This window comes from Rhodococcus sp. SORGH_AS_0301, assembly GCF_030818285.1.
Lineage (GTDB): Bacteria > Actinomycetota > Actinomycetes > Mycobacteriales > Mycobacteriaceae > Rhodococcoides.
The window spans coordinates 1,026,582-1,049,860 of the sequence record NZ_JAUTAC010000002.1 but is presented as its reverse complement, the minus strand read 5'-3'; the positions used below and the strand labels follow the sequence as shown (position 1 = coordinate 1,049,860).

Genomic DNA, 23,279 nt, shown 5'->3' with positions numbered 1-23,279 from the left:
TAGTGTGACGAGGTGACGACAGCTACTCTCGATGCACCAGGTCGGCTCCCCAATCTCCGCCTCCTCTGGACCTTCATCCGCCCGCATCGCCGGTTGTTCCGGTTCGGTCTGCTCCTCGGTCTGCTGGTCACCGCGTCGTCCCTGGCCACTCCGCTGGTCACCAAGCGACTGCTGGACTCCTTCGACGTCCCGGGCGCCACGCGGTCGGCCATCGTCCTGTTGGTCGGGCTCCTCGTCGTGGGGATCATCGTGGGTCTGGCTCAACGCCTGCTCCTGGGAACCATGGCCGAACGCGTCGTGCTCGAGGCGCGATCATCGATGGTGCGGCGGTTCTTCGGCGCCACCATCCCGGCGGTCACCGCTCGTCCCGCGGGCGAGATGCTCACGCGGGTCACGTCCGACACGATGCTGCTCCGCGAGGCGTCGTCCTGGGCGCTGGTCGAGATCGTCAACGGCAGCATCGCGATCGTGGGTGTCATCGTGCTCATGGCGACCCTCGACCTCCCCCTCCTCGGGACGGCTCTGCTCGGCATCGGTCTCATCGGTGTCGCCGCCGGGTTCCTCATGCCGAAGGTGGCTCGCGCTCAACGCAATGCACAGGAGGCGATGGGTCGGCTCGGCGGCATCCTGGAGGGCGCGTTGCGCGCCGTTCGCACGGTCAAGGCCAGTCGGGCGGAGAGTCGTTCGAGCGAGCTGGTCATCGAGGAGGCCCGCGTCTCGGCGTCCTACGGTATCCGGGCAGTGCGTCTCGAGGCCTGGGCGTGGACCATCACCGGTTCCGGGATCCAGCTCACCATCATCGCAGTGCTCGGCGTGGGCGCGTATCGGGTGAGCTCGGGAGCGCTGGCCGTCTCCAGCCTGGTCGCGTTCCTGCTCTACGCGTTCCAGTTGGTGGGCCCGGTCGCCCAGCTCACGCTCTACGTCTCGCAGCTGCAGCGCGGCATCGCCGCCGCGGCCCGCATTCGTGAGGTGCAGGTGATGGACCTCGAGAAGGAGGCGCCCACCGCGGTCGCGGACCTGCCGGCGAGCGCGGAGGTCTCGGCGCTCACCCTCACTCGGGTCACGGCCGGGTACGGCGACGAGGGCGCCGCGGTGAACGCGATCGACATGAGCATTCCGTCGCGCGGCCACACCGCCGTCGTCGGGCCGTCGGGCGCCGGCAAGACGACGCTGTTCTCGTTGATCCTGCGCTTCCTCGAACCGCGGGACGGCGAACTCGCCCTGAACGGTGTCCCGTACTCGGCCTTGTCCCACAGTCAGATCCGCGCGCGCATCGGCTACGTCGAGCAGGCCACACCCACACTGCCGGGCACGATCGCCGACAATCTCCGGCTCACCCACCCGGACGCGACCGACGCCGAGCTGTGGGCGGCACTCGAACGCGTGCGGCTGGCCGAGAAGATCGAGCTGTTGCCGGCCGGTCTCGCCACCGAGTTGCGCGACTCGGCGGTCTCGGGCGGCGAGCGTCAGCGCATCGCGTTGGCCCGTGCCATCGTCCGCCCACCGGACATCCTGCTGTTGGACGAGGCCACCGCGCAGGTGGACGGCATCACCGAGGCCGCCATCCACGACGCCATCCGCGACCTGTCGGTGCACGGTGCCGTGGTGACCATCGCGCACCGCCTGTCGACGGTCATCGACGCGGACACCATCTTCGTGCTCGAGCGCGGACGTGTCCGGTCGAAGGGAACGCACCGCGAGCTGCTCGACACCGACACCCTGTACCGGGATCTCGTCGAGGCGCTACGTATCGCCGTCTGACGCCGCGGCCACCAGCCGTCGGGCCGTCTCGTCGGCCGACGTCGGATCGGTGTCGACGGCGGTGACGCGCACCCCGGTGCCGACCAGGTCGCCGGCGAGTTGCGCGGCGAGCCGATCGATGACGACGGAGGCCAGCGACGACGCGTCCAGCCCCGCGTCGCCTGCGGTCGGCAGGCAGCGCGGAACGAGGATGAGACCGGAGTGCTGGCACACCATGTGCCGTGCGGCCGCCCGCGCGGTGATGAAGTGGGCACGCAGCGCGTCCAGGACCGGACGTTCGAGATCCGCGACCTCGGTGCGATCGAGCCGACGCGCCGACGCTTCGGAGTGGGTCGAACGCGACGCCCGGCCAGGGATGATGACGTCGATCGACACGTCGATGCTCCCGGAACAGGCGGCGACGACGTCCACGTACTCGTCGACGTCGACCTCGTCCAGCACGTCGATGACGGCCGCCTCGGCGTGGCCACCGTCCGCGCGGATGATGTCGACGACGTGCTGCATCTTCGTCCGGGAGCGGCCGGCGAGGTGCACGCGCGCTCCGTCGCGGGCCAGGGCGACGGCCAGCCGGCTCCCGACGACACCGCCGCCCCCGTAGATCAGTGCGTTGGCTCCGTCGAGCAGCACGTCACGCTCCTCCGCCCACCCGGCGCCGACAGGTATTCCTGCCGCGGGATCGTCCGGCCGGTGAACCTAGCGTACGGAGGACGAGACGCTGTCGTCCTCGGTTCGGTCGGCCTCGTCGGCGTCGTTCTCGACAGCCGCATCGGCGCCGTGGTCGTCCGGTTCCGCGTCGTCGATCGTGCGATGCGCGGCGAGGACGGCCACCGATACAGCCACCGTGACCAGTGCGGCGATCACCGACACGAGCGAGGTGACGATGCTTCCGCCCGCGGCGGCGTTCTCCAACGACCGGACCAGTTGGCCGAGGGGGGTGAAGAGTCCGACCGTGTCGGGCAGACCACCGACCCCGCGCACGACCAGCCCGCCGAGCACCACCTGGACGAGCCCGAGGACCCCGAGCACCACTCCGGCACGGACGGCTCCGAGTGCGGTGCGCAGTGCACGCGCCGCAGTGGCCACCGCGGCGACCCAGACTCCGATCAGGACGGTCGAGACCATCGAGCCCGAGAGACTCGCGCCGGTGTCGGCGAACGTCAGGGCCAGCACCATCGTCGACGCGGTGGCCACCGCCCCCAGGACCGCGGCGCGGGCGCGCGGGACGAAGAATCCGACGAGCGCTGCTGCGACCAGGGCGAACGCCGCCGCGAGGTACGGCCACGCGTCCGAGGCGGACCGCACCACGTACGAGGTACCGCCGCCGGCCGGGTCGGGTTCGATCCGCTCGGCTGCCGGCAGTGAGGTGGACGCTTTCTCCACGTTGGTGCGCAGGGTGGAGAACATGGTCTCCATCGGGCCGACTCCCCCGACCAGGCGCGTGGTGCCGTCGACGAGGCGTACCCCGCCGTCGTCGAGCAGGACGAGGCCGTCGCGCAGCTGCGCGGATCCGTCGGTGGCACGCACCATGCCGCCGACGAACTCCGAGGACGGGTCGTCGAGTTGGTACGCCACAGTGCGCGCACCATCGCGCAGCGTCTGCAGGTCGGTCATCACCCCGGCGTTCAGTCCCTGGGTGCGCAGCAGGTCGAGGACCGGCCGCAGCTGATCCGCGGACGCGGCGGCGCCCGGATCGGTGGACGCGGCGAGCGAGTCGAGAGTCTGCTGCACGATCAGTTCGATCTGGCCCTGCGCGGCTCCGACGCCGGTGAGCGCACCCACCACGCGATCGACTCCTCCGCTCACCTGCGACGAGCCGTCACCGAGCTGCCAGAGGCCGGCTCGGAGCTGGGTCATGCCGTCGGCGAGTTCGGCCGAGCCGTCGCGGGCCTGGTGCAGGCCGTCGGACATCTGGTGAGCGCCGTCGTCCAGCTCCACGCTGCCGTCGGACAGCTCGGCCATACCGCCACTCAGGATCTGCAGCGGCAGGACCGTGTTGGTCAGGGCGGCCCGACTCGACGCGAGCGGGTCCGTCGTGGACCCGCCCGCAGTGGCGGCGACGGAAACGGTGCCGGTGGTGGCGGGGCGATCGGTCTGCGAGACCCAGAACACTCCGGCCGCCACGGTGGGGAGCAGAACGGCGAGCACCATCGCGACGGGGGTCGAGCTGGCTGCACCGACACGTGCAGCGGCGCCTCGCAGTCGGGCGGGCCGGGGAAGTCTGACCGTGGGAGTCATAGTGTGCCGGACATTAGCCATCACCGAACGGGAACGGTGGGTGCCTCGCCGGGCTCTGACCTTTTATTTCACCGTCGTCGAGACCATTCAGTCTTGATCACCCTGTTCACACTGGTCACAGCAGCCCCACGCCGCGGTGCCGCTGCAAGGGTTCTCGCGCCTCCCGCGGGCCGCGGCAGGCCCCCGAGTCGCCGGCGAACGCATCGTCGTGTGACCACACTCACAAGGGGCGAACGTACTGGCGATAGGCGTGCCATTCTCGTGCCTGACGACGAGGGCGCCTGACATGTCCGGTCAGCCTTGTTACGTTCGTCTGCAATATGACGCCAGTGTTACAGAGAGCCGCCCCGACCGACGACATCGATTTCTCGTTCCGCCCACCACGCGTGGCCGACGGGACGCGATTGTGGGAGATCGCGAGGGACTCCCGAGTACTGGACGTCAATTCCAGTTACTCGTACGTGCTGTGGTGCCGCGATTTCTCCGACACCTCGATCGTGGCAGTGGACGCCGACGACCGTCCGGTCGGCTTCGTCACCGGATACATCCGTCCCGACGCCGACGACACCCTGTTCGTCTGGCAGGTGGCGGTCGACTCCGACCAGCGCGGGCACGGCCTGGCCGTGCGCATGCTGCAGGGCCTCGTCGACCGCACCACCCCACGCGGAGCACGCCTCCTCGAGACCACCATCAGCCCCGACAACGACGCGTCGATCGCCCTCTTCACATCTTTGGCGCGACGACGCGACACCACCATCACCCGACGAGATCTGTTCGCAGCGAAGGACTTTCCCGACAGCCACGAGCCGGAGGACCTCTACACGGTCGGCCCGTTCGACGGCACGCTCGCCGACACTTCCGACGACCACACCCGGAGGACCTCGATGACCACCAGCATCACCCCGACCGACACCACCACCGACATCTTCGAGGCCCGCGAGTCGCAGGTCCGTAGCTACAGCCGACAGTGGCCCGCAGTGTTCGACACCGCGCAGGGTTCGTGGATCACCGACGAGAACGGCCGTCGCTACCTCGACTTCTTCGCCGGAGCCGGTGCGCTCAATTACGGCCACAACAATCCCGTGCTCAAGCAGGCACTGGTCGACTACTTCATGCGGGACGGCATCACGCACGGTCTCGACATGTCCACCGTCGCGAAGCGTGAATTCCTCGAGTCGTTCACCACGCGCATTCTCGAGCCCCGCGGGTTGGATTACAAGGTGCAATTCCCCGGACCCACCGGAACGAACACCGTGGAAGCAGCGCTCAAATTGGCGCGAAAGGTCACCGGCCGTTCCTCGGTCATCAACTTCACGAACGCGTTCCACGGCATGACGCTCGGCGCCCTGTCCGTCACCGGCAACTCCATGAAGCGCGCCGGCGCCGGCATCCCGCTGGTCCACGCGACCCCGATGCCGTTCGACAACTACTTCGGCGGTGCCACGGACGATTTCCAGTGGATGGAACGAGTGCTGGACGACTCGGGAAGCGGCATCAACCGCCCCGCGGCCGTCATCGTCGAGACGGTCCAGGGTGAGGGCGGCGTCAACGTCGCCCGTGCCGAGTGGCTGCGCGGGCTCGCAGATCTGCTGAAGCGCCGCGACATCCTGCTCATCGTGGACGACGTGCAGATGGGCGTCGGCCGCACCGGGCCGTTCTTCTCCTTCGAGGACGCCGGCATCGTGCCGGACATCGTCACGCTGTCGAAGTCGATCGGCGGCTACGGCATGCCGATGGCACTGACGCTCATGCGCCCGGAACTCGACGTCTGGGGTCCCGGCGAGCACAACGGCACGTTCCGCGGCAACAGCCCGGCCTTCGTCACCAGCAAGGCCGCGCTCGACCACTACTGGGCCGACGGCGCGTTCGAGGCGTCGATCCTGGCCAAGGGCGAGCGGATCCAGGACGCGTTCATCGATCTCTCGGCCCGCTTCGAGGGTCTGAGCACCCGCGGTCGCGGCATGGTCCAGGGTCTCGTGTTCGACGACGCGGAGAAGGCGTCGAAGGTCACCGCGCTCGCCTACGACAAGGGTCTGCTCGCCGAGACGTCCGGACCCTCCGACGAGGTGGTGAAGCTGCTTCCGCCGCTCACCATCACCGAGGAGGATCTCGATCACGGCCTCGGCATCCTGGCCGACGCCACCGCGACCGTCTGCTCCTGACCGAATCGCGTTCCGCACGTCTGCACAGCACGAGGAGGACCACATGATCGTTCGCACCACCGAGGCCATCACCGGAACCGAGCGCGACATCGCGAGCGAGGACGGCCAGTGGCGGTCCAAGCGGATCGTCCTGGGCGGTGACAAGGTCGGGTTCTCGTTCCACGAGACCACCATCGAGCCGAACACCGTCAACAACTTCCATTACGCCAACCACGTCGAGGCCGTCTGGCTCATCGAGGGCGAGGGCACGCTCACCGACCGCGAGACCGGTGAGACGTACGACCTGGGTCCGGGATCGATGTACCTGCTGAACGGGCACGAGCGTCACACGGTGGAGACGCGGACCCGCATGCGGATGCTGTGCGTGTTCAACCCGCCCGTCGTCGGCAACGAGCGTCACGACGAGAACGGCGTCTACCCGTTGATCGAGGTTCCTGCCTGACGCCACGGGCCGACCGAACACACCCTGCCGCGAGCGACGACACCCTTCAGGATGCCGCGGGGTGTGTTCGCTCTGTGGCAGGTGTGCACATCCCACCCCGCCGCCCCACCCCAGCCGACGCGGCGACCTACTCTGGAGACGTGACCTCGGTTTCCCCACGCTCTCTCGATCGGTCGCCGCGCAGCGCCCTCTCTCTGCAGGACGCGATGGCCGACGGCCGCGTCGTCGCGCTGACCGGTGCCGGGATGTCCACGGACTCGGGAATTCCCGACTACCGGGGCCCGGACTCTCCGCCGCGCAACCCGATGACGTTCCAGCAGTTCATCGGCGACGACGATTTCCGACGTCACTACTGGGCTCGCAACCACGTCGGCTGGCGCCACATGGACGCCACCCGCCCCAACGCCGGGCACCGCGCCCTCGCCGAGCTCGAGCGCGGGGGTACCGTCTCCGGCGTCATCACGCAGAACGTCGACATGCTGCACACCAAGGCCGGCTCCCGCTCGGTGATCGACCTGCACGGTGTGTACGGCCGGGTCCGTTGCCTCGACTGTGATCGCCTCGTCTCCCGCGTGGCTCTCGACGAACGTCTGACCGCTGCCAATCCCGGGTTCATCGAGTCCGTCGTCGGTGCCGACGGCGTCGAGATCGCCCCGGACGCCGACGCGATCATCGAGAGCACCGCCCACTTCCGCATGGTCGGCTGCGAGGTGTGCGGCGGCATCCTCAAACCTGACATCGTCTACTTCGGTGAGAGCGTGCCCAAGCCGCGCGTCCGGAGCGCCTACGACATGGTCGACGCCGCGCGCTCGCTCGTGGTGCTGGGGTCCTCGCTCACCGTCATGTCCGGACTGCGCTTCGTCCGGCACGCGTGGAAGAACGACATCCCGGTGTTCATCGTCAACCGAGGACGCACCCGCGGGGACGAGTTCGCCGCCCAGAAGATCGAGGCCGGCTGCTCCGAGGTCCTGGCGTCCTTTCTGTGACGGACGGCAGGACCGTCGGCGGTGCCCCGTGGGCCGTCGCGGCGATCTTCTTTGTCAACGGTGCGGTGCTCGGTAACTGGGCGCCGCGCCTGCCTGCGATCCGCGATGCTCTCGAACTCGACGCGTCGGTGCTCGGTCTGGCGCTCGCGGGAGTCGGCACCGGCGGCCTTCTCGCCACTCCCCTGGCCGCCGTCGGTATCCGGCGGCTCGGCAGTCACCGAGTCGTCCTGCTCTCCGCGACGGTGCTGTGCCTGGCGTTCGTACTCCCGGCACTCGCCGGGACGTGGTGGGCACTGGCACTCGCTCTCGCCGTCCTGGGCGGGGCCGACGCCGTCATGGACGTGGCGATGAACGCGCAGGGGGTGATCGTCGAGAAGAACCGGCGGCGTTCGCTTCTCAACCGATTCCACGCGGCGTGGAGCGCAGGGGCCGTCACCGGCGGCCTCACGGGCGCCGCCGCGGCCGGGATCGGACTCGCCGTGCTCGTCCACTTCGCTCTCGTCGGTGGGGTCCTGCTGGCGCTCGCGCTGGTGGCTCACCGCTCGCTGGTTCCCGACGGACGCGCCGTGCCCGACACCGTCCCTCGACCGTCCGGCCGAGGGCCACGGCGCGTGTTCTCCGGCGCCCTGGCGTTGCTCGGAGGGCTCGTGTTGGTGTGCGCCCTGGTCGAGGACGTGCCGCAGTCCTGGGGTGCGATCTACTCCACCGATCTCGGGGCCGGGCCGGGACTGGCGGGTCTCACCGTCGTGGCCTTCTCGTCCGCGATGTTCGTCGGACGCCTCGTCGGTGACGCCGTGGTGGACCGCGTCGGACGCCACGCCGTGCTGATGGGCGGCGCACTGCTCATCGCGGCCGCGTTCCTGGCGGCACCCGTGGTGAGCTCGCCCGTGATCGCCTCGGTGATGTTCGCCGTCGCGGGATTCGGTGCGGCACCGATCTTTCCGGCTGCGTTCGGGTTGGCCGGACGACTCCCCGGCATCACCGCGGGCACGGCCCTCACAGTGGTGTCGCTGATCGCCCGGATCGGGGTGCTGCTGGCACCCGTCGCGTTCGGCTCTCTCGCGGAGCTGACCGGCTTCGGCTGGGCGTTGTGGTCGATGGTTGCGGCCGGTGTCGCGGTGGCGCTGCTGGCCCTCGCACTCCGGCGCGTGCTCGCCGCCTCGGCTCCGGCCTGACCGGTCGCTCAGCCCGGGACGAGGTCGTCCGCGTGCACCACGGGGCGTCGGGCCTCGGGGGCGAGATCGCCCGTCGAGCGACCGATCATGCCGGCGAGCTCCGCCGCGTCGTACGCGACGACTCCGCGCGCGACCACGGTGCCGTCGACGCCGTGCAGGGTCACCACGTCGCCGGCGTCGAACGAGCCACTGACCGAGACGATTCCTGCCGACAGCAACGAGCGTCGCCGGCCGATCACCGCGGTGACGGCGCCGTCGTCGAGCGTGAGGGCGCCGGCGGTGTCCGCGGCATGACGAACCCAGAATCGGCGGGCCGACAACCTGTTCGGGCGCGCGGTGAACGTGGTCCCCACCGGTCCACCACTGAGGGCGGAGGCCGCCTCGGACGCCGCCGCCAGCAGGACGGGAACACCCGCGTCCGCTGCCAGGCGGGCCGCGGACAACTTGGACGCCATGCCGCCGGTGCCGAGGGAGCCGCCCGACCCGGCGACGACGCCGTCGAGATCCTCGGGACTCGCGACCTCGCGGACGAAGGTCGCGTCGGGGTCCTTGCGGGGGTCGCCGTCGTAGAGGCCGTCGACGTCGGACAGCAGCAGCAACGCGTCCGCGCCGACGAGGTGCGCGACCAGGGCTGCGAGACGGTCGTTGTCACCGAAGCGGATCTCGGCCGTCGCGACGGTGTCGTTCTCGTTGACGACGGCCACGGCGCCGAGTGAGCGCAGTCGGTCGAAGGTGCGCTGAGCGTTGCGGTGATTCGACCGACGGGCGATGTCGTCCGCAGTCAGCAGCACCTGACCGACGGTCCGACCGTAGCGGCCGAAGGAGGTGCCCCACGCGTGCGCCAGCGCCAACTGGCCGACACTGGCCGCGGCCTGCTTCGTCGCCAGGTCACGAGGCCGCTGCTTGAGACCCAACGGCGCCATACCGGCACCGATCGCTCCGGACGACACGACGACGACGTCGGACCCGGCACGCATCCGCGCCTCGATCGCATCCGCCAACGCGTCCAGTCGGGCGAGGTCGAGTCCGGCCTCCATGCTGGTGAGGGCCGACGACCCGATCTTCACGACGATGCTGCGCGCCGACGCGATGACTTCCCGCGTACTCCCGTGCGGCTGCGTCGCGGTCACTGCTCGTCGCTCTCCAGCCCTCGGCGGACACGGCGGGCGTGCTTGCGCTCGGGCGCGCCGATGCGCTCGACCTGGTCGATGCGCGAGTCGGTACCGCGGCCGGTCATGGTGACGTCGACACCGGCGGGGGTCTGCGGCTCCCACTCGAAGCTGACGTCGCCGATGGTCACGGACGCCCCGGGCTGCGCGCCCTGCTTGACCAGTTCCGCCTCGACACCGAGACGAGCGAGTCGGTCGGCGAGGTAACCGACGGCCTCGTCGTTGTCGAAGGCCGTCTGCATGACCCACCGCTCCGGGCGCTCGCCGCGCACGATGAAGCCGCCCGGCTCGTCAGGATCGGAGATGACGCTGAAGCCCGCCTTGTCGGTGGCGACGGGCCGGATGACCTGCCGACGCGCGACGGCCTTGGGATGATCGATGCGGTACTGCGCGACCAGCTCCGCGAGGGCGAAGGTCAAGGGACGCAGACCTTCCCGGCTCACCGCGGAGATGGCGAAGACGGGCCAGCCGCGGGCCTCGAAGTCCTCGCGCACCATGTCGGCCAGTTCCTGCGCCTCGGGAACGTCCACCTTGTTGAGCACGACGATGCGCGGGCGATCTGCCAACTCGCCCAGGCCGGCGTCGCTCGACAGGGCGGGCGTGTACGCGGCCAGTTCGGCCTCGAGAGCGTCGACGTCGGACACGGGATCACGACCCGGATCGAGGGTCGCGCAGTCGACGACGTGGGCGAGCACGGCACAGCGCTCGAGGTGACGCAGGAAGTCCAGGCCCAGCCCCTTGCCCTGGCTGGCGCCGGGGATGAGGCCGGGGACGTCGGCGACGGTGAACGTGGTGTCGCCGCTCGAGACGACGCCGAGGTTCGGGACCAGTGTCGTGAACGGGTAGTCGGCGATCTTCGGCTTGGCGGCCGAGAGCACGGAGACGAGAGACGACTTTCCGGCGCTCGGGAAGCCCACCAGACCGACGTCGGCCACGGACTTGAGTTCCAGGACCAGGTCGCGCTCGACCCCGTCCTCGCCGAGGAGCGCGAAGCCGGGCGCCTTGCGTGCTCGCGATGCGAGGGCGGCGTTGCCCAGGCCGCCGCGACCGCCGGCCGCCGCGTCGAAACGCGTGCCCTCGCCCACCAGGTCGGCAAGGATCCGGCCGTCGCTGTCGAGAACCATGGTGCCGTCCGGGACACCCAGGATCAGGTCCTCGCCGACGGCGCCGTCGCGATTGCTGCCGGCCCCCTGCGTGCCGTTTCCTGCCTTCGCATGGGAGTGGAAGTGGAAGTCGAGAAGGGTGTGCACGCTCGGATCCACCACGAGGACCACGTCGCCGCCGCGGCCGCCGTTGCCGCCGTCCGGACCACCGAGGGGCTTGAACTTCTCCCGGTGGACGGAGGAGCACCCGTTACCGCCCTTTCCCGCACTGACGTGCAGGGTGACACGGTCGACGAAACGCGACATGGGTGGAGGGTCCTTCCGAAAGGCAGATGATGCTGAACTGCTGAGAGATCGGCGGCCGACAGGGCGCCGAGGGGTGAAACGCCGTCAGGGGCGGACGGAGGACGAGCCCTCCGAACCGCCCCTGACGGGAACGTGCACTGACGTCGCGCGAACGGCCGAAGCCGGACCTCGCGGGCGCCGCAGGAGAATCAGGCCTCCGCGGCGGCCGGGACGATGTTGACGGTCTTGCGGCCACGCTTGGTGCCGAAGAGAACTGCACCCGCCGAGAGGGCGAAGAGCGTGTCGTCGCCGCCACGGCCGACGTTCACACCCGGGTGGAAGTGGGTGCCGCGCTGACGGACGAGGATCTCGCCCGCGCTGACCGACTGTCCGCCGAAGCGCTTGACGCCGAGACGCTGAGCGTTGGAATCGCGACCGTTGCGTGAGCTGGACGCGCCCTTCTTGTGTGCCATGAGAAACCCTCCCGGGGTTGGTGGAGCCGGTGCCGTGATGGACGAGCCCTGGTGGAACGAGCCGTGGTGACGCAGAGACGCCGGATGGAGACCGGTATCAGGACTTACTTGATGCCGGTGACCTTCAGGACGGTCAGCTTCTGCCGGTGTCCCTGACGCTTGTGATACCCGGTCTTGTTCTTGAACTTGTGGATGCGGATCTTCGGGCCCTTGGTGTGCTCGACGACCTCACCGGTGACGGTGATGCCGGCCAGCTTGTCGGCCCCGGTGGTCAGCTCGGACCCGTCGACGACGAGAACAGGAGCAAGCGAGACAGCCGTTCCGGGCGCTCCCTCGATCTTCTCGACCTTGACGAGGTCACCTACAGCGACCTTGTACTGCTTTCCGCCGGTCTTGACGATCGCGTACGTTGCCATCGGAGGGCTACCCCTTGCTTCTTTGATGCGTTCTCACGTCCCTGGTCGGGGACGTGACTGGTCTCGTGGCTGCGGTTCCGCAGCCCCTGCTGGTCACACTCTTGCGCCGGCGAACCGAAGTCCGGGTGGCTGCGCCCGCTCACCTCGCGGAGGACAGGACGGAGCCACGTCGCCGGCAGCGACTGTCCAAGATTACGGTAGAGCCCGTGGCCCGGTCAAACCGCCGGGCCCGGTGCTCGGCCGCAGCTCAGGCCTCGTCGTCCACCGGCGGTCCGGCCGGCCGACCCGCTGCCCGACGGCGCGGACGCCGGACCGGTGCGACGGGCTCCACGGAGGCGCCGCCCCCGACGGTCACTGCAACGGGTTCGGCAGCGCCGCCCTCGTCGCCGCTGTCGGAAGTCGGTGCTGCCGTGGACGTCTCGGGTGCCGAGGGCACCACGATGACCGTGCCGGCGGAGTCCCCGGCCGGCGCGGACGCCGCTCGGGACACCCGACGACTGCGGCGCGGACGCGTCGCGGCGGTGGGTTCGGGAGCGACAGGCTCCGGCGCCGCGGGTTCGGGTGTGGCGGAATCGGGTGTCGACGGCGTGTCCGACGTCTCGGTCACCTCGGCGGCCGAGTCCGATCGGCCGTTGCGGCCGGCGGCGTCGCGCACCGCTGCCACGGCGGCCGTCGCGTCCTCGATCGGATCCGACACGGTGTCCGCCACCTCGGCGACATCGTCCGGATGCAGGTGCGCCGCCATGGCCAGAGCGACGGGATGAGCACGACGCACAGCCGTGTCGCTTCCCGACTCGGACTCGGTGGTCTCGGCCGTCGTCGTCTCGTCGACTCGATTCTCCGAACGGTCCCGGCCGCCGCGCTTGCGACGCGAGCCGCCCTCGGAGGCCTGGCTGTCGGAGCGGGAGTTGTCGGAGCGGGAGGTGGTGTCCGAACGGGAGTTGTCGGACCGCGACCGATCGGAGCGGGAGTGGGAGCGCCCACCCTCGTCCTTGGCCGGCTCGACGGGGAACTGATGCATGATCAGCCCACGCCCGTGGCAGTGCTCGCACGTCGTGGAGAACGCCTCGATGAGACCGGTACCCATGCGCTTGCGCGTCATCTGGACCAGTCCGAGCGACGTCACCTCGGACACCTGGTGCCGTGTGCGATCGCGGCCCAGGGCCTCGGTCAGGCGACGGAGCACCAGGTCGCGGTTGGACTCGAGCACCATGTCGATGAAGTCGACGACGATCATGCCGCCGATGTCGCGCAAGCGCATCTGCCGCACGACCTCCTCGGCCGCCTCAAGGTTGTTCCGGGTGACGGTCTCCTCGAGGTTGCCGCCCTCACCGGTGAACTTGCCGGTGTTGACGTCGACCACGGTCATGGCCTCGGTGCGGTCGATCACCAGCGTGCCGCCGGACGGCAACCACACCTTGCGGTCGAGCGCCTTGGCCAGCTGCTCGTCGATGCGGAAGGCACCGAAGACATCGACGTCCTTGGACGCCGAGGTGTACCGCTCGACGCGGGGCAGCATGTCGGGGGCGACGGTCTCGATGTAGTTCTGCACCGTCGACCAGGCACGGTCGCCCTCGATGACCAGCTTGGAGAAATCCTCGTTGAAGAGATCGCGGACCACCTTGACCAGGAGGTCGGGCTCCTCGTACAGCGTGACCGGAGCCGACGACTTGGACGCCTCGGCACCCGTCGAGCGCTCCGAGACGGTGGCCCACTGCGCCTGCAGACGGGTGACGTCGCGCTCGAGCTCCTCGGCGCTGACGCCCTCAGACGCGGTCCGGATGATGACCCCGGCCTCGGACGGGACGATGTCGCGCAGGATGTCCTTGAGACGCTTGCGCTCGTTGTCGGGCAGCTTTCGGCTGATGCCGGTGGACGAGCCACCGGGCACGTAGACCAGGAAGCGGCCGGCGAGCGAGATCTGCGTGGTCAACCGGGCGCCCTTGTGCCCGACGGGATCCTTGCTGACCTGCACGAGCACCTGGTCACCGGGCTTGAGCGCCTGCTCGATCTTGCGGCTGTTGCCGCCCAGACCGGCGGCGTCCCAGTCGACCTCGCCGGCGTACAGCACACCGTTGCGGCCCTTGCCGATGTCGATGAACGCGGCTTCCATGCTGGGCAGCACGTTCTGCACGCGGCCGAGGTAGACGTTGCCCACGATGGAGCCCGAGGCCGTGCTGGTGACGAAGTGTTCGACGAGAACGCCGTCCTCGAGCACCGCGACCTGGGTCAGGTCCGGGTGCCCGGCCAGCGACTTCTCGCGCACGACCATCGTCCGGTCCACCGACTCGCGGCGCGCGAGGAACTCGGACTCGGTCAGGATCGGCGGACGGCGACGGCCGGCGTCACGACCGTCGCGGCGACGCTGACGCTTCGCCTCGAGCCGGGTCGACCCGGTGATGCCCTGGACCTCGTCCTTGGACTTGGCCGCGCGCTGACGTGGCTCGCGTTCGTGCACCACCGTGTTGGGCGGATCGTCGTCGGTCGTGGTCTCGGCGTCCGCGCTCTCGCCACCGCTCTTGCGGCGACGACGGCGGCGCCGGCGACGGCTCGCGCTGTCCCCGGTCGAGTCGTCGTCGTTGCCCCCGGAGGCGCCGTCGTTCTCCCCGGAGGCACCGTCGGTGTCCTCCGCGGACGGTTCCGTCTCGCCGGCAGTGGTGTCGCTCGTGCTCGACGCGTCGGTCGAATCGGTGGTCTCGGGCGCGTCCGAGTCGGCGGACGTGTCCGCCCGCGACCCACGACGGCTGCGCGAGCGGCGGCTCGAGGAGCGCTTCGGCGCGTCGTCGCCCTCCGCGGCGTCGTCCGTGTCCGTGGTCTCCGGTTCCGCCGTCGCGTCCTCGGCGGCAGGCGCATCGGAGCGATCCGCGGCGGACTCGTCCGACTCGTCGTCGTCGCCCTGATCGTCGTTCTGGTTGTCGTCGTTCTGGTTGTCGCCGCGTCCGCGTCCACGGCCACGACGGCCACGGCGGCGGCGGCGAGGACCGGACGATCCGTCCTGCTCGTTCGCGTCGTCGTCGGTGCCCTCGTCGGACGCGGAGGCATCGGACGAGGAGGTGTCGGACTCGGTCGCCGTCTCGACGACAGGGGTGGACACGTCGGCAGTGCCGTCGGCCTCGGGTGCGTCCGCTGTCGTGGTCTCGTCGACCTCCGCCTTCTTCGGCGCGGATCGAGCGCGACGTGCCCGCGTCCGAGGAGCCTTGGGCGCCTCGGTGACCTCGGGCTGCAGGAACAGCGGCGCGGTGGCGGGGTCGGCGGACGACGGGGCCGTCGCCTCGGCCGTCTCGATGTTCGTGAAGAGGTCCGGCTCGGTGGGAGACGCCGGACTCTCGTCGGCCGTGGACGCCAAGCTGGTCTCCTCGGCGGCGGGAGGTGCGCTCTCCGCAGCGGGCAGATCTGCCACGTCGGCGGCGTCGAGCGCCGGAGCACCCAGTGCGGAGGCGACGGTCTGCGCGTCGTCACGAACGACGCTGGACTGGACGCTGCGGACGTCGACGCCCATCTCGGCCAGCTGGGCGACGACCTGCTTGCTGGTCACTCCCAGCAGCTTGGCGAGCGCGTGAACGCGGATGCGCTCGGGGAAGGTGGGGGCGCCCTGATCGAGCGGCTCCTGGGGCGGCACGGTGTCGGCCACGTGTTCTCCTCGGGCTCCCGGGCGCGAACATCCACGGTCGAGGTGCCCGATCGGGCGTCGTCCGTCGAATGGCACGCGGCCACGCGGGAGTCATGGTTCGTTCGCGGGATCGGACGATCCGACGAAAAAGCGGGTTCGCACTGCGTCAGGTCGTCGACCGGAACGGTCGGCGACTGTCACCGCACTGCCTGGGCGGATGGCCGATCCGAGCACCTGATCTTCAGCGGGACGCGTCGGCGGTGCGAGAAGGAGACTCGCATCGATGCCTGCGCGTGTTCGCGATGACGGGCTTCGGTCCGTGATTGTCATCCGGTCACGTTCGCGTGGTGCGCGCCGCGACCTAGGCCAGTATCCCACACTCCCCGACCGCCGCGTGCCACTGCGGGGTTCGCGGTGCGGCCCGGCGGTCGGGGGTGGGACTCGAGGTGGAGCGTCAGCCGAGCTCGGGGAACCAGAGCGCGATCTCACGAGCAGCGGACTCGGGCGAGTCGGAGCCGTGGACCAGATTCTTCTGTCCGTCCAGCGCGAGGTCGGCGCGGATGGTGCCGGGCGTCGCCTTGACCACGGGGTCGGTGCCACCGGCGATCTGACGGAAGGCCTCGATGGAACGAGGACCTTCGAGCACCGCCGCGACGAGCGGTCCCGAGGTGATGAACTCGATGAGGTCGGGGAAGAACGGCCGCTCGGCGTGCTCGGCGTAGTGCTTCTCCGCCACCTCGCGGTCCACCGTCAGGAGCTTCAGGGCGAGGAGGTCGAGCCCCTTGCGCTCGATACGGCCGAGGATGTCGCCGACGTAGCGACGTTCGACGCCGTCCGGCTTGATCAGTACGAGAGTGCGTTCGGTCACGAGCGCTGAGCCTAGAGGACCCTCGATCGGCCCCGGAGCACCGGCGTCATTCTCGCTGGCTCGGCAACCGGCCCTCGGCGATGCGCTTGCGGAGATCGCGGCGCAGATACAGCAGGTACACCCACACGGCGAGGAACAGAACGCCCACGACGGCGATCGACGGGTGCGCGAAGAAGCCGAGGATCACCAGGACCTGCAACGCGAGATCGAAGGACAGAGCCCACGACCGACCCTGCAGTCCTGCACCGAGCAACATGACCACGCCCAGCGCGATGATGTACGTCCCACTGATCCACGTGAGTCCACCGCCGACGGTCGCGACGACCGGGAGCGACAGGAAGACGACGATCGCCTCGAGGACGAGGGTGCCGGCGCAGACGCCGCGGAACCCCTTCCACGGATCGCGTGCGGGCGGCGGGACCTGGCCCGCCTCGGGGACTGTCATACCGGGTCCTTCCCGAAGAGAGTGCGTGCCGCACCGGCGGTCACCACGGATCCCGTGACGACGACGCCGGCACCGGAGACGGCCTCACCCTCGTCCGCGACGTCCTCCGCGATGCCGATCGCGATCTCGAGTGCGTCCGGGAGCGTCTCCGCGACGACGACACGCTCGTCGCCGAACTTGGCCACGGCGGCGTCGGCGAGTGCCTCGACGTCGAGCCCGCGCGGGGAGCCGTTGTGGGTCACGACGATCTCGTCGAGTACGGGTTCGAGTGCCTGCAGGATGCCGTCGACGTCCTTGTCCTTCATCACGGACACGACGCCGACGAGCTTGCGGAAGTCGAACTCGGCCGTCAGCGTCGCGGCGAGTGCGGCGGCGCCGTGCGGGTTGTGCGCGGCGTCGACGAAGACCGTCGGTGCGTTGCGCACCCGCTCGAGTCGGCCCGGGTTCACCACCGAGGCGAAACCCTCGCGCACCGTCTCGACGTCGAGTCCGTGGTCGGCACCCGCGCCGAAGAACGCCTCGACCGCCGCGAGGGCCAGCGAGGCGTTGCGCGCCTGGTGTTCACCGTGGAGCGGAAGGAAGATGTCGTCGTACACGCCGCCGAGGCCGCGGAGCTCGAGCTGCTGACCGCCGACCGCGACGCGACGGGCCAGGACCACGAACTCGGACCCGGCGCGGGCCACCGCCGCGTCCATCTCCACGGCACGCCGCAACAGGACGTCGGTGACCTCGGGTTGCTGCTCGTCGAGAACCGCCACCGTGTCGACCGGATCGAGCCGTTCGGGGGCCTTCTTGATGATGCCGGCCTTCTCCTCGGCGATACCGGCCAGATCGGTACCGAGGTACTCGATGTGGTCGATACCGATCGGGGTGATGACGGAGACCTGCGCGTCCACCACGTTGGTGGCGTCCCACCGCCCGCCGAGACCCACCTCGACGACGGCGACGTCGACCGGGGCCTCCGCGAACGCCGCGAACGCCATCGCGGTCACCACCTCGAACTTGCTCATTCTGGGCCCGCCCGCGGCCTCCGACTGCGCGTCGATCATCTCGACGTACGGCAGGATGTCGCGGTACGTGTCGACGTACTGGCGAGGGGTCAGCGGCACCCCGTCGACCGCGATCCGCTCGGTGGCCAACTGCAGGTGGGGGCTGGTGGTGCGACCGGTGCGCCGGTGGAACGCCCGCAGCAGCGACTCGATCATCCGGGTGACCGACGTCTTGCCGTTGGTGCCCGCGACGTGGATGGACGGGTAGCTCGCCTGCGGGGACCCGAGCAGGTCCATCAGCGCACTGATGCGCGTGAGCGACGGCTCGATGGTCGTCTCGCCCCAGCGCTGGTCCAGTTCGGACTCCACCAGCGTGAACTCGGCGAGATCGACCGGCGAGGGTCCCGTCACCCCCTCCGGCCCGGAGTTTCCCGGATAGCTCACGCCGGCCCCATCTCACGCAGACGTGCGGTGATGCGCTCGACGTCCTCGCGGGCGATCTGCTGCCGTGCGCGGATCTTGTCCACGACCGCCTCGGGGGCCTTGCCGATGAAGGCCTCGTTGCCCAGCTTGGCCGTGGTGGCGGCGAGTTCCTTCTCCGCGGCCGCGAGATCCTTCTCGGCGCGCTTGCGCTCGGCCGCCACGTCGACGGTGCCGGACGTGTCGACGGAGACGACGACGGTACCGAGCGAGAGTCGAACCTCGATGGACGCCGTCTCGGCGAAGTCCTCCTCCGGCTCCGTCAGGAAGGCGAGCGCACGGGTCGCGGGGATCTGTGCCGTGAGGTCCGCCTCCTCGACCCCGAGCAGCCGCGCCGGGACCTTCTGCTTCGGCTTCACGCCCTGGTCGCTGCGGAAGCGGCGCACCTCGGTGATGAGCTTCTGCATGTCGGACACGCGTTGCAACGCGACGGGATCGGCTCCGACCCCGGTCTCCTTCGGCCACGGTGCGACCACGATGCTCTCGCCGCCCGTGAGCGCCTTCCAGAGCGTCTCGGTGACGAACGGGACGACCGGATGCAGCAGGCGGAGAATGGAGTCGAGCACGACACCGAGGACGATACGAGTGGGTTCCGCCGCGCTCTCCGACGAGAACTGCACCTTGGCCAGTTCGAGGTACCAGTCGCAGACCTCGTCCCAGGCGAAGTGGTACAGCGCCTCGCACGCCTTGCCGAACTCGTAGCGGTCCAGCGCGTCGTCCACCTCGGCGCGTACCGTCGCCAGCCGGTCGAGGATCCAGCGGTCGGCGTCCGTGAGCGTCTCGCGGGCCGGGAGATCCTGCACCACAGCGCCGTTCATCAACGCGAACTTGGTGGCGTTGAACAGCTTGGTGGCGAAGTTGCGCGAACTCTGCGCGTTGTCCTCGCCGACGGAGAGGTCACCGCCGGGATGCGCGCCGCGCGCCAGCGTGAAACGCAGTGCATCCGCACCGAATCGGTCGACCCAGTCGAGAGGGTCGATGCCGTTGCCCTTCGACTTCGACATCTTGCGGCCGAACTCGTCACGCACCAGCCCGTGCAGGAACACGTCGCGGAACGGCACCGGACCGGGCAGCTCGTCGCCGACGGTGGTGCCGAACATCATCATGCGGGCGACCCAGAAGAACAGGATGTCGTAACCCGTGACGAGAACGCTGGTGGGATAGAACTTCTCGAGGTCGGGAGTGCGGTCGGGCCAGCCCATCGTCGAGAAGGGCCACAGGCCGGACGAGAACCACGTGTCCAACACGTCCGGGTCCTGCACCCAGCCCTCGGGCGGCGTCTCGTCGGGGCCCGGGCAGACCGTCTCACCGTCGGGTCCGTACCAGATGGGGATGCGGTGCCCCCACCACAGCTGGCGCGAGATGCACCAGTCGTGCATGTCGTCGACCCACGCGAACCACCGCGGTTCCTGACTCTTCGGGTGCACCACGGTGCGCCCGTCGCGCACGGCGTCGCCGGCGGAGGCCGCCAACGTGGAGACGTTCACCCACCACTGGAGGGAGAGTCGCGGCTCGATGGGCTCGCCGCTGCGCTCGGAGTGGCCGACACTGTGGACGTACGGACGCTTCTCGGCGACGACGCGGCCCTGCTCCGCGAGTGCCTCGCGCACGGCGACACGAGCCTCGAAGCGGTCCATACCGTCGAACTGCGTTCCGGTGTCGGCGATCCGGCCCGACGTGTCCATGATCGACGGCATCGGCAAGCTGTGCCGGAGACCCATCTCGAAGTCGTTGGGGTCGTGTGCCGGCGTGATCTTCACGGCGCCGGTGCCGAACTCGGGGTCGACGTAGTCGTCGGCGACGACCGGGATCTCGCGGTCGAGGAACGGGTGCGGAAGCGTCGTTCCCACCAGGTCCCGGTAGCGCTCGTCGTCGGGGTGAACGGCGACAGCGGTGTCGCCGAGCATCGTCTCGACACGAGTGGTGGCGACCACCACGTGCGGTTCGTCGTCGTTCAACGACCCGTAGCGCAGCGAGACCAGTTCGCCCTCGACGTCCTCGTACCTGACCTCGATGTCGGAGATCGCCGTCTTCAGCACCGGCGACCAGTTGACGAGGCGCTCGGCGCGGTAGATCAGGCCACGATCATAAAGCAGCTTGAACATGGTCTGGACGGCACGCGAGAGGCCCTCGTCCATCGTGAACCGCTCGCGGCTCCAGTCGACGCCGTCACCGATCCGGCGCATCTGCTCGCCGATGGTGCCGCCGGACTCACGCTTCCACTCCCACACCTTCTCGATGAAGGCGTCCCGGCCCAGTTCGTCCTTGGACGTTCCCTCGGCGACGAGTTGCTTCTCCACGAGCGACTGCGTGGCGATGCCCGCGTGGTCCATGCCGGGAAGCCACAGCACCTCGTAGCCCTGCATCCGCTTGCGACGGGACAGGACGTCCATCAGTGTGTGATCGAGGGCATGGCCCATGTGCAGGCTGCCGGTGACGTTGGGCGGCGGGAGCACGATCGAGTACCCCGGCTTCGCGCTGTCCGGATCGGCGACGAAGTACCCGGAGTCGACCCATCCCTGGTAGAGGCCTGCTTCCACGTCACCGGGATTCCAGGCCTTGGGCAGGCGGTCGGCAGGGTTCTCGTCGGGCGCTGTCGTCGATCTGGTCACCGGGTGATTCTAGTGCGCGTCGGGATCGACGGTCCGGCCCGGTCGCGCCGCGAGGATCTCGGGCATCGGAGTGGATTGTCCGAGTACGTGCTCGGCCAGGAAGGCGTGCACGGCGCCGTACCAGACAGCGGTGTGCTGCGGCGAGAGGATCCAGTGGTTCTCGTCGGGGAAGTACAGGAACCGGTGCACGGTCTCCCCGTTCTCGTCGGCGGGAGAACCGGACTCGGACAACAGCTCCCACCACAACCGCAGCGCTTCGCCCACGGGCACGCGATAGTCCTTGTCGCCGTGGATCACCAGCATCGGGGTGACGATGTCCGCGACGGCCAGGTGCGGTGAGTTCTCGAACGCCATCTCCGGCGTCATCTCGTGCGCCCAGTACGACGCCTCGTCGGTGGTGGGACCGAACTGGTCCAGCGCCCACAGACCGGCGTGCGAGACGATCGCCCGGAAGCGGTCGGTGTGACCTGCGACCCAGTTGGCCATGTAGCCGCCGAACGAGCCGCCCATCATCGCCGTGCGCGTGGAGTCGATGTCCTCGCGTTGCTCGACGGCGTCGGTGACGGCCATCAGGTCCGTGTAGGGCTCCGTCCCCCATCGGCCCCAGCCGCGCTGCACGAACGCCTTGCCCGTACCCGGTGGACAGTGCCGGATCGGGGAGCAGGACGGCGAATCCCTGGGCCACCAGCATCCACGGATTCCAGCGCCACGACCAGGCGTTCCACGATCCGAGCGGTCCGCCGTGCGCCCACAGCACCAGCGGCGCGGGCCAGTCGGCGGACGTGCCCGTGGGGAGAGCCAACCAGGCGCGCACCCGCACACCGTCCTCGGCGGTGGTCTCGACGTCCTCGAGGGTGCCCGGCAGTGCCGGCGTGGCGGCCGGTGATCGCAGCTCGGTCACCGCACCGTCGACGAGCGTGATCCGGACCGGATGCGGCGGAACGAGATACGACGAGCGCAGCGCGTGGACGACATCACCGTCCGGAGCCGGGCGCAGGTCGGTGTAGGCGTGGTCGTCGTGCGTCAGGCGGCGGGCCGCGTCGGGCGTCACGACGAAGATCGGTGCCCGGCCGTCGTCGTCCGCCGTCACCAGGATGCTGCGCCCGTCGGCGGACCACACCGGCGACGACGGCCACCGGTCCCACCCGGCCGCCCACTGCTCCGGGATTCCGGTCGTCAGGTCGAGGACGTGCAGCGTGGTCCGCGGCGCCGCATCCGGTTCCGGATGCGTCTCGCGCACATAGGCGACGCGCGTTCCGTCCGGCGAGACGGCAGGGGCTCCGACGTCGGCCACCGGGTCGTCGACCAGCACGGCGTCGGCACCGTCCGAGGTGTCGATCCGGACGAGCACGTGCCGTGTGGTGGCATCGGCTCCCGCGACCCTGCGTGTGGCCACCAGCCACGAGCCGTCGGGAGCCACCGCGACGGAGGTGTCGCGGTACGCGCCGCCGCCCGCCGAACCGCCGGGTCGCGGCGTCACCGTCCGCAGTGCGACGTCGGTGTCCTCGGTGTCGCCGAGGTTCCCCACGAAGACGTGCGTGGACGCCGGACCGAGGTCGCTGTCCCAGTGCCGCATCGGATATCCGCTGTGCAGGATCGCGGAGACGGCCTTGTCCTTCCGCAGCGCGCGCAGCGTCTCGTCACGGTCGACGTCGCCCAGAACCTCACCGGAGACAGCGAACACCGGCGCGTCGGACGCGGCCACGACTCCCCCGACCCCTCCACCACGGTGCGCGACTCTGCGGGCCTCTCCGCCCCGCGCGGACAGCGCCCACACCGCGGACGGTGCGTCGTCGTCACCGGACGCCGCTCGCACGAAGAGCAGGTCGCCGTTCGCGGCGAAGGTCGGTGCGGAGTCGCCGGTGGCGGACCGGGTGAGCCGGCGCGGCGCCGACGTGCCGTCCGTCGCGATGGACCACAGACTCGAGACGTACTTCGTCCGTGCGGCATTCAGCTCGGACATCGTGGTGACGAGCGACGCTCCGTCGACGGACAGTGCGAGCCCCGCGATGCGGGGAAGGTCGAGGTAGGCGTCGGGAGTCCGGAAAGCGCTCGCGTCGGTCATGCC

At 69.7% G+C, this 23,279-nt stretch carries 16 protein-coding genes and 2 pseudogenes; 6 read left to right on the top strand and 12 right to left on the bottom strand.

All coding sequences use genetic code 11. The features are described 5' to 3' along the window. The first annotated feature begins 12 nt into the window (after positions 1–12). Positions 13–1,761 (top strand): ABC transporter ATP-binding protein, encoded by a 1,749-nt coding sequence (locus tag QE397_RS05585; protein ID WP_307092237.1) that lies wholly within the window; start codon positions 13–15, stop codon positions 1,759–1,761. Here QE397_RS05585 and QE397_RS05580 read toward each other — a convergent pair. Both QE397_RS05580 and QE397_RS05575 read right to left on the bottom strand, forming a co-directional pair. Then, positions 1,744–2,388, bottom strand: a complete 645-nt coding sequence (locus QE397_RS05580) for an SDR family oxidoreductase (RefSeq protein WP_051613342.1) — start codon at positions 2,386–2,388, stop codon at positions 1,744–1,746. The two genes, QE397_RS05585 and QE397_RS05580, sit on opposite strands and share 18 nt — an antisense overlap. Before the next feature lie 66 nt (positions 2,389–2,454). Continuing rightward, complete coding sequence (locus QE397_RS05575) at positions 2,455–3,996, bottom strand: hypothetical protein (RefSeq protein ID WP_307092236.1); 1,542 nt, start codon at positions 3,994–3,996, stop codon at positions 2,455–2,457. A 320-nt stretch (positions 3,997–4,316) separates the two neighbouring features. On the opposite strand from QE397_RS05575, the pseudogene ectA reads away from it, so the two are divergent. The 5 genes and pseudogenes from ectA to QE397_RS05550 all read left to right on the top strand — a co-directional run. Further along, positions 4,317–4,820, top strand: a pseudogene (ectA, locus tag QE397_RS05570) (diaminobutyrate acetyltransferase); the annotation flags it as partial. A gap of 60 nt (positions 4,821–4,880) precedes the next feature. Then, positions 4,881–6,158, top strand: coding sequence for a diaminobutyrate--2-oxoglutarate transaminase (ectB, locus tag QE397_RS05565; protein ID WP_307097367.1), 1,278 nt, complete (start codon positions 4,881–4,883; stop codon positions 6,156–6,158). 43 nt (positions 6,159–6,201) lie between these two features. After that, a complete protein-coding gene (locus QE397_RS05560) occupies positions 6,202–6,600 on the top strand; it encodes an ectoine synthase (RefSeq protein WP_027505674.1) in 399 nt (132 codons plus the stop codon). Between the two features lie 206 nt (positions 6,601–6,806). After that, complete coding sequence (locus QE397_RS05555) at positions 6,807–7,586, top strand: Sir2 family NAD-dependent protein deacetylase (RefSeq protein ID WP_307097365.1); 780 nt, start codon at positions 6,807–6,809, stop codon at positions 7,584–7,586. Continuing rightward, positions 7,583–8,761, top strand: coding sequence for an MFS transporter (locus QE397_RS05550; protein ID WP_307092235.1), 1,179 nt, complete (start codon positions 7,583–7,585; stop codon positions 8,759–8,761). Before QE397_RS05555 ends, QE397_RS05550 begins: the two co-directional genes overlap by 4 nt. An 8-nt stretch (positions 8,762–8,769) precedes the next feature. Here QE397_RS05550 and proB read toward each other — a convergent pair whose 3' ends face one another. The 10 genes and pseudogenes from proB to QE397_RS05500 all read right to left on the bottom strand — a co-directional run bounded on the left by proB (position 8,770) and on the right by QE397_RS05500 (position 23,276). Next, a complete protein-coding gene (gene proB / locus QE397_RS05545; protein WP_307092233.1) occupies positions 8,770–9,891 on the bottom strand; it encodes a glutamate 5-kinase in 1,122 nt (373 codons plus the stop codon). Continuing rightward, the gene (gene obgE / locus QE397_RS05540) at positions 9,888–11,339 is read right to left on the bottom strand and encodes a GTPase ObgE (RefSeq protein WP_027505671.1); all 1,452 of its coding nucleotides are present in this window, start codon (positions 11,337–11,339) and stop codon (positions 9,888–9,890) included. Before obgE ends, proB begins: the two co-directional genes overlap by 4 nt. A gap of 188 nt (positions 11,340–11,527) precedes the next feature. Further along, the gene (gene rpmA, locus QE397_RS05535; RefSeq protein ID WP_027505670.1) at positions 11,528–11,791 is read right to left on the bottom strand and encodes a 50S ribosomal protein L27; all 264 of its coding nucleotides are present in this window, start codon (positions 11,789–11,791) and stop codon (positions 11,528–11,530) included. 104 nt (positions 11,792–11,895) lie between these two features. Continuing rightward, positions 11,896–12,207: a 50S ribosomal protein L21 gene (rplU, locus tag QE397_RS05530; RefSeq protein WP_027505669.1), complete on the bottom strand. Its 312-nt coding sequence runs from the start codon at positions 12,205–12,207 to the stop codon at positions 11,896–11,898. A 247-nt stretch (positions 12,208–12,454) separates the two neighbouring features. Continuing rightward, entirely contained in the window at positions 12,455–15,838 is a 3,384-nt protein-coding gene (locus QE397_RS05525; RefSeq protein ID WP_307092229.1) for a translation initiation factor IF-2 N-terminal domain-containing protein, read from the bottom strand. A 433-nt stretch (positions 15,839–16,271) separates the two neighbouring features. Further along, positions 16,272–16,685 (bottom strand): nucleoside-diphosphate kinase, encoded by a 414-nt coding sequence (ndk, locus tag QE397_RS05520; protein ID WP_307092227.1) that lies wholly within the window; start codon positions 16,683–16,685, stop codon positions 16,272–16,274. 46 nt (positions 16,686–16,731) lie between these two features. Continuing rightward, entirely contained in the window at positions 16,732–17,130 is a 399-nt protein-coding gene (locus QE397_RS05515; RefSeq protein ID WP_027505665.1) for a DUF4233 domain-containing protein, read from the bottom strand. Further along, entirely contained in the window at positions 17,127–18,563 is a 1,437-nt protein-coding gene (locus tag QE397_RS05510) for a folylpolyglutamate synthase/dihydrofolate synthase family protein (RefSeq protein ID WP_051613338.1), read from the bottom strand. The genes QE397_RS05515 and QE397_RS05510 overlap by 4 nt, the downstream gene beginning before the upstream one ends. Further along, a complete protein-coding gene (locus tag QE397_RS05505; protein ID WP_307092223.1) occupies positions 18,560–21,211 on the bottom strand; it encodes a valine--tRNA ligase in 2,652 nt (883 codons plus the stop codon). The genes QE397_RS05510 and QE397_RS05505 overlap by 4 nt, the downstream gene beginning before the upstream one ends. A 9-nt stretch (positions 21,212–21,220) precedes the next feature. Next, positions 21,221–23,276: pseudogene (locus tag QE397_RS05500) on the bottom strand (alpha/beta fold hydrolase). Positions 23,277–23,279: the final 3 nt, after the last annotated feature.

What these genes read in the sequence shown, in the direction of transcription:
- QE397_RS05560 (WP_027505674.1), top strand. Translation starts at nt 6,202, where the DNA reads ATGATCGTTCGCACCACCGAGGCCATCACCGGAACCGAGCGCGACATC.
- ectB (WP_307097367.1), top strand. Translation starts at nt 4,881, where the DNA reads ATGACCACCAGCATCACCCCGACCGACACCACCACCGACATCTTCGAG.
- QE397_RS05515 (WP_027505665.1), bottom strand. Translation starts at nt 17,130, where the DNA reads ATGACAGTCCCCGAGGCGGGCCAGGTCCCGCCGCCCGCACGCGATCCG.
- rpmA (WP_027505670.1), bottom strand. Translation starts at nt 11,791, where the DNA reads ATGGCACACAAGAAGGGCGCGTCCAGCTCACGCAACGGTCGCGATTCC.
- obgE (WP_027505671.1), bottom strand. Translation starts at nt 11,339, where the DNA reads ATGTCGCGTTTCGTCGACCGTGTCACCCTGCACGTCAGTGCGGGAAAG.
- QE397_RS05555 (WP_307097365.1), top strand. Translation starts at nt 6,807, where the DNA reads ATGGCCGACGGCCGCGTCGTCGCGCTGACCGGTGCCGGGATGTCCACG.
- rplU (WP_027505669.1), bottom strand. Translation starts at nt 12,207, where the DNA reads ATGGCAACGTACGCGATCGTCAAGACCGGCGGAAAGCAGTACAAGGTC.
- QE397_RS05575 (WP_307092236.1), bottom strand. Translation starts at nt 3,996, where the DNA reads ATGACTCCCACGGTCAGACTTCCCCGGCCCGCCCGACTGCGAGGCGCC.